At 69.9% G+C, this 5,636-nt stretch carries 6 protein-coding genes; 5 read left to right on the top strand and 1 reads right to left on the bottom strand.

Going from position 1 to position 5,636, the window contains the following annotated elements:
* On the bottom strand, positions 1-900 hold a 900-nt coding region (locus G3I19_RS33965; RefSeq protein WP_164267554.1), incomplete at its 3' end, for an ROK family transcriptional regulator.
* 257 nt (positions 901-1,157) lie between these two features.
* On the opposite strand from G3I19_RS33965, the gene G3I19_RS33960 reads away from it, so the two are divergent.
* The 5 genes from G3I19_RS33960 to G3I19_RS33940 form a co-directional block, all read left to right on the top strand.
* Positions 1,158-2,645, top strand: a complete 1,488-nt coding sequence (locus tag G3I19_RS33960) for a sulfatase-like hydrolase/transferase (RefSeq protein WP_164267553.1) — start codon at positions 1,158-1,160, stop codon at positions 2,643-2,645.
* On the top strand, positions 2,642-3,592 hold the full coding sequence (locus G3I19_RS33955; RefSeq protein ID WP_343235291.1) for an ABC transporter permease subunit: 951 nt from the start codon (positions 2,642-2,644) through the stop codon (positions 3,590-3,592). Before G3I19_RS33960 ends, G3I19_RS33955 begins: the two co-directional genes overlap by 4 nt.
* 2 nt (positions 3,593-3,594) lie before the next feature.
* Positions 3,595-4,377 carry an ABC transporter ATP-binding protein gene (locus G3I19_RS33950; RefSeq protein ID WP_164267552.1) on the top strand — a complete coding sequence of 261 codons (783 nt, stop codon included), beginning with the start codon at positions 3,595-3,597 and terminating at the stop codon, positions 4,375-4,377.
* A complete protein-coding gene (locus G3I19_RS33945) occupies positions 4,374-5,399 on the top strand; it encodes an aliphatic sulfonate ABC transporter substrate-binding protein (protein ID WP_164267551.1) in 1,026 nt (341 codons plus the stop codon). The genes G3I19_RS33950 and G3I19_RS33945 overlap by 4 nt, the downstream gene beginning before the upstream one ends.
* The coding region (locus G3I19_RS33940) for a hypothetical protein (RefSeq protein ID WP_203600944.1) at positions 5,396-5,636 on the top strand (241 nt) is incomplete at its 3' end. The genes G3I19_RS33945 and G3I19_RS33940, both read left to right, overlap by 4 nt.

Below are 5,636 nucleotides of genomic sequence, written 5' to 3'. Positions count from 1 at the left end.
CTCAGGCTGCCCCTCGGCGGCCAGCGCGATCAGCCCGGCCGCGTCCCCGGCCGCCACACCGCGCTCCGCGCAGGCGGCCAGCAGCGCCGGGATCCGGATGACGCCCTCCAGACACCCCCGGCCGCCGCAGTGACAGAGCGGCCCTTCGGGATCGCAGCTGGTGTGGCCGATCTCGCCGGCCGCGCCATGGGCGCCGTGCACCAGGTCACCGTTCACGACGAGCCCGCCGCCGACCCCGTCCGACCAGGCGAGGAAGACCGTGTTGTCACGGCCCCTGGCCGCGCCCCAGGTGACCTCTGCCAGCGCGGCGAGACGTGAGTTGTTCTCCGTGGCGACCGGAACACCGAAGTGACTGCCGAGCGCCGCGGCCACGTGCTGGGCGAACGGCGTCTTGCGGTCCGGGTCGCCGGACGCCGGGTTCTGGACGAAACCGGGCAGACCGAGCCCGATTCCCTCGACGGGCGCGAGGCTGATCCCCTCCCGGCGCACCAGTTCCTCGACGGCCGCGACCGCCTGCGCGGCCCGTTCGGCGGGGCCGCTGTCCAGGGGGAGCGGGGCGCTGTAGCGGCCGACCACCTCATGGGCGCAGTTGGCGATGATCACGTGGATCCGGTTGCGCTGGAGGTCGATGCCGATCAGCTCGGCGCCCTGGGCGTTGAGCGAGATCTCCAGGGCGGGCCTGCCGCGGCCACGGGGCAGTTCGGAGTCCGCGGCGGGCTGCTCCACGATCGCCTTGCGTGCCAGCAGGTCGGAGACGATCGCGAACAGGGTCGTACGGGAGAGCCCGATCCTCGCCTTGAGCTCGCCGCGGCTGAGGGCGCCGGAGCGGCGCAGCTCGCCGAGGACGGCGGCTTCATTGGCCCTGCGCAGACGTTGCAGGGCATCGGTCGGTTCTCCCATGACCGCATGGTCCGCCGGTCGGACTGTTTCTGTCAACGCGTCGGAAGAATTAACACGCAGTTTATTCCCGAGGGTTGACGTAAAAATCCCGGCGTCCCTACAGTTCCGGTCACTTGCCTGCCGTCAGACCTCCGATTCCCACCACGGCCCCACCGCAGACCACGCTCCGGCGCTCCACGGACCGGCACTTGGACAGACCCGCACCCCGCACACCGCACACGCGTCCCGAACGACTCCACCGGAAGGGCAGCCAGCCCATGGCTCCGCGCAACGTCCTGTTCCTGATGACCGACCAACACCGGGTCGACACCCTCGGCTGTTACGGCAACCCGCTGGTCAAGACCCCGGCCCTGGACTCCCTGGCCGCCGGCGGCACCCGGTTCGACCGCTTCTACACGCCCACCGCGATCTGCACACCGGCCCGTGCCTCCCTGGCCACCGGCCTCCACCCGTTCCGCCACGGCATGCTGAACAACCCCGAGCGCAACGGGGGCAGCAAGGACGAACTGGACGACGAGAGCCCCATGCTCTGGCGCCAGTTGATGGACCACGGCTACCAGGTCGGCCACGCGGGCAAGTGGCACATCGGCCGCGAGCGCGGCCCCGAGTTCTACGGTTTGGACGGTGAGCACCTGCCCGGTGCGCTCAACCCCGTCCACCACCCCTCGTACGAGAAGTGGCTGGAGGACAACGGCTTTCCGCCCTTCGCCGTCACCGAGCCCGTCTTCGGCCGGGCCGCCAACGGGACCGGCCGCGGCCACCTCATCGCGGGCCGCCTCCAGCAGCCGCCCGAGGCCACCATCGAGGCGTTCCTCACGGACCGGACGCTCGGACTGCTCGACCGGTACGCGGCCGACTGGAAGGCGACCGGCCGGCCGTTCATGCTCTCCTGCCACTGGTACGGCCCGCACCTGCCGTATCTGATCCCCGGCCACTACTACGACATGTACGACCCCGACGACGTCCCGCTGCCCGCCTCCATGGCGGAGACCTTCGCGGGCAAGCCCGAAGTACAGCGCCAGTACAGCGCGTACTGGTCGTCCGACGGGTTCGACGCCGCCGCCTGGCGCAAGCTCATCGCCGTCTACTGGGGCTACGTCACCATGATCGACCACCAGGTCGGCAGACTCCTGGCGGCATTGGACGAGCACGGTCTGCGCGACGGAACGGCCGTCTTCTTCACCGCCGACCACGGCGAGTTCACCGGCGCCCACCGGCTCAACGACAAGGGCCCCGCGATGTACGAGGACATCTACCGCATCCCCGCCATCGCCCGGGTGCCCGGCGCCCCCGCCCAGGTCTGCGACGCCTTCGCCAACCTCATCGACCTCAACCCGACCATCCTCGAACTGGCCGGAGCGCCCCAGCCCGGCCAGTGCGACGGACAGAGCCTGCTGCCGCTGCTGCACGGCGAACCCGCCGGGGACACCCGCGACGAGATCGTCGCCGAATTCCACGGCCACCACTTCCCGTACGCGCAGCGCATGCTGCGTGACCGGCGGTACAAGCTCGTCCACAACCCGGAGAGCGTCCACGAGCTGTACGACCTGGAGACCGACCCGCACGAACTGCACAACGTGTACGAGGCACCGTCGTACGCGGACGTCCGCCGTGACCTGACCGTCCGCCTCTACCGCGAGCTGCTGCGGCGCGGCGATCCCGCCTACAGCTGGATGAGTTACATGGCCGACATCGGCGGCGACCGCGCACCCGATGTCGACGGCGTCGCGGAGGAAGTCGCGTGAAGGAGAAACTGCTCCCCGGATCCGGTGCTCCCGGTTCCCCCGACTCTCCCGGTACTCCGCGCACCACCGGTGTCCCCGGTACTCCGGGCACCACCGGTGTCCCCGGTACTCCGGGCACCGCCGGTGTCCCCGGCGCACCGGCCACGCGTGACCCGAAAGGCGCCGCGGCTGCAGAGCGCGGGCGTGGGCCGCGGGGTGCGAGCCGGGTCACCTCCGTACTGCTCGGGACCGGCTCCGCCGCGCTGGGGCTCATCGTCTGGGTCGTCCTCGCCAACAGCGGCATCGACGGCTTTCCCGGGCCCGTCGCCGTGGCCCGGCGGGCAGGACAGCTCATCGAGGACGGGACCCTGTTCTCGGACGCCGGCGCGAGCTTGGAGCGCGTCCTCATCGGCTATGTCATCGGCGTCGTACTCGCCGTACCCGTGGGCTTCCTGATGGGCTGGTACCCCGTCGTCCGCAGACTGATCGAGCCGTGGCTGCAGTTCTTCCGGATGGTGCCGCCGCTCGCGATCATCCCGCTGGCCATCGTCCTGATGGGCATCGGCGAAACCCCGAAGATCTTTGTGATCTTCCTGGCGTCGTTCCTCTCCTGTGTCGTCTCCACCTTCCAGGGCGTCGTCGCCGTCGACGTCACCCTGGTCAACGCGGCGCGGGTACTCGGCGCCCGCGACCACCAGGTCTTCGCCGGCATCGTGGTGCCCGCGTCGGCCCCGTTCATCCTGGTCGGCATGCGGATCGGGCTCGGCGCTTCCTGGGCCACCGTGGTCGCCGCCGAACTCATCGCCGCGCAGGGCGGGCTGGGCTTCCGTATGCAGCAGGCGCAGCTCTACTACGACCTGCCCACCATCTTCGTCCAGCTCATCGCCATCGGAGCGATCGGACTCGTCATGGACCGGCTGCTGCTTCTCGCCGAGCGAAGGCTCACCCACTGGCAGGAACGGAGGTAACCATGCCCACCATCAACTTCTCCGGTGTCAGCAGGAACTTCGCGGTGAAGGACGGCGACTTCCTCGCCCTGGACCGGGTGAGCCTGGACATCGAGGACGGTGAGTTCGTCACCGTCGTCGGACCGTCCGGGTGCGGCAAGTCCACGCTGCTGAACATCGCGGCCGGACTGACCGAAGCGACCGGCGGCGACGTCACCGTCGACGGCGTGCCCGTCCGCGGTCCCGCCCCCGAACGCGGCGTCATCTTCCAGCAGTACGCGCTCTTCCCATGGATGACCGTCACGGCCAACGTCGAGTACGGCCTCAAGGTCGCAGGAGTCGGGAAGGCCGAACGGAGGCGCAGGGCCCGCGAGGTCATCGAGCTCGTCGGGCTCACCGACTTCGCCGGGGCGCTCCCCAAGACCCTCTCCGGCGGAATGAAACAGCGCTGCGCCATCGCCCGCGCCTACGCGGTCGATCCGAAAGTCCTCCTCATGGACGAGCCGTTCGGCGCCCTCGACTCGCTGACCCGGGTCCGGATGCAGGAGTCACTGCTCGACACCTGGAGCCGCGACCGGCGCACCGTCATGTTCATCACGCACGACGTCGACGAGGCCGTCTACCTGGGCAACCGCGTCGTCGTCATGGCCGCGCGCCCCGGACGGATCCAGACCGTCATCCCCGTCACGCTGCCCTACCCCCGCACGGAGGAACAGCGGCTCTCGCCCGCATTCGCCGAACTCCGTGCCCAGGTGTGGCACGCCGTGCACCATCAGCCGGCCCCACTCGAAGGACTCGCCCCGTGAAGAGAATCCGCGCCGTCGGGCGCCGCACCGCAGGCCTGTTCACCGCTCTGCTGCTCGTCGCCGCCGCGTCCGGCTGCGGCAAGGGCTCACCGGCGGCGTCGGGCCACGGAAACACCATCACCTTCGGCTACATCGCCGACTACAGCGGATCCGCCGCGCTCGCCGTCGCCAGGAAACAGGGGCTCTGGAAGAAGGCGGGCCTCACACCCCACCTGAAGGTCTTCACCAACGGCCCGCTCCAGGTACAGGCCCTCGGCTCGGGCGACTTGGACTTCGGGTACCTCGGCCCGGGAGCCCTCTGGCTGCCCGCGTCGGGCCGCGCCTCCATCATCTCGGTCAACATGCTGGGCCAAGCGGACCGGGTCATCGCCCGGCCGGGCTCCGGCATCACCGAACCGGCCGACCTCAAGGGCAGGAAAGTCGCTGTCGCCGAGGGCACATCGGGCGACATGATCCTCAACCTGGCGCTCCGCAGAGCGGGGCTGAAGCCCACCGACGTCCAGAAGGTCGTGATGGACGCCTCCACCGTCGTCACGGCCTTCTCGTCCGGCCAGGTCGACGCAGCCGCGACCTGGTACCCGCTCATCGACACGATGAAGAAGAAGGTGCTCGGCCTCAAGGAGATCAGCAGGACCCAGGACTACTACCCCGAGCTGACCTTCCCCAATGTCTTCGTCACGCAGCCCAAGCTGGCCTCGGGCAACCCGGCGCTCGTCAAGAAGGTGACCGGAGTCCTCCGGCAGGCCGACGACTGGATAGCCCGGCATCCGGCCGAGTCGGAGACGGTCGCCGCCGATTTCCTCGGGCTCCCCGCGGCGCAGCTCAAGGGCTCCACGGACCACGTGAAGATCCTCTCCTCCGCCGAGCTGACGAAGCTCAGCGGGAACGGCACGGTCGACGGCTGGTTCGACCGGCTCTCGGAGCTCTTCGTGCAGATGAAGGAACTGCCCAAGGCGGCGAAGGCCAAGGACTACTACCTCAGCGACCTGTACGCATCGGCCGGAAAGGCGGACCGCACATGAGCACCGGACGGGACCTGAGGACCGGCAAGGACATGAGCACCGGCAAGGACATGAGCACCGCACGGGACCTGCGCAGCGGACAGGAGGCACGCACCGGAAACGACCTCGGCCCCGGCAGAGCCGCGGACGGGGTACGCCGGCGCGGCTTCCTCGCGGGAGCCGCCGGGCTCGCGGGCGCCACCGTACTGGCCCCGGCCACCACACCCCCCGCGGCGGCGGCCACCGGGAAAGCCGCCG

Source organism: Streptomyces sp. SID10853 (assembly GCF_010548145.1).
In the GTDB taxonomy this organism is placed as follows: Bacteria; Actinomycetota; Actinomycetes; order Streptomycetales; family Streptomycetaceae; genus Streptomyces.
The sequence above is the reverse complement of the archived record's forward strand: the minus strand, read 5'-3'. Positions and strand labels throughout refer to the sequence as shown.

What these genes read in the sequence shown, in the direction of transcription:
- G3I19_RS33960 (WP_164267553.1), top strand. Translation starts at nt 1,158, where the DNA reads ATGGCTCCGCGCAACGTCCTGTTCCTGATGACCGACCAACACCGGGTC.
- G3I19_RS33950 (WP_164267552.1), top strand. Translation starts at nt 3,595, where the DNA reads ATGCCCACCATCAACTTCTCCGGTGTCAGCAGGAACTTCGCGGTGAAG.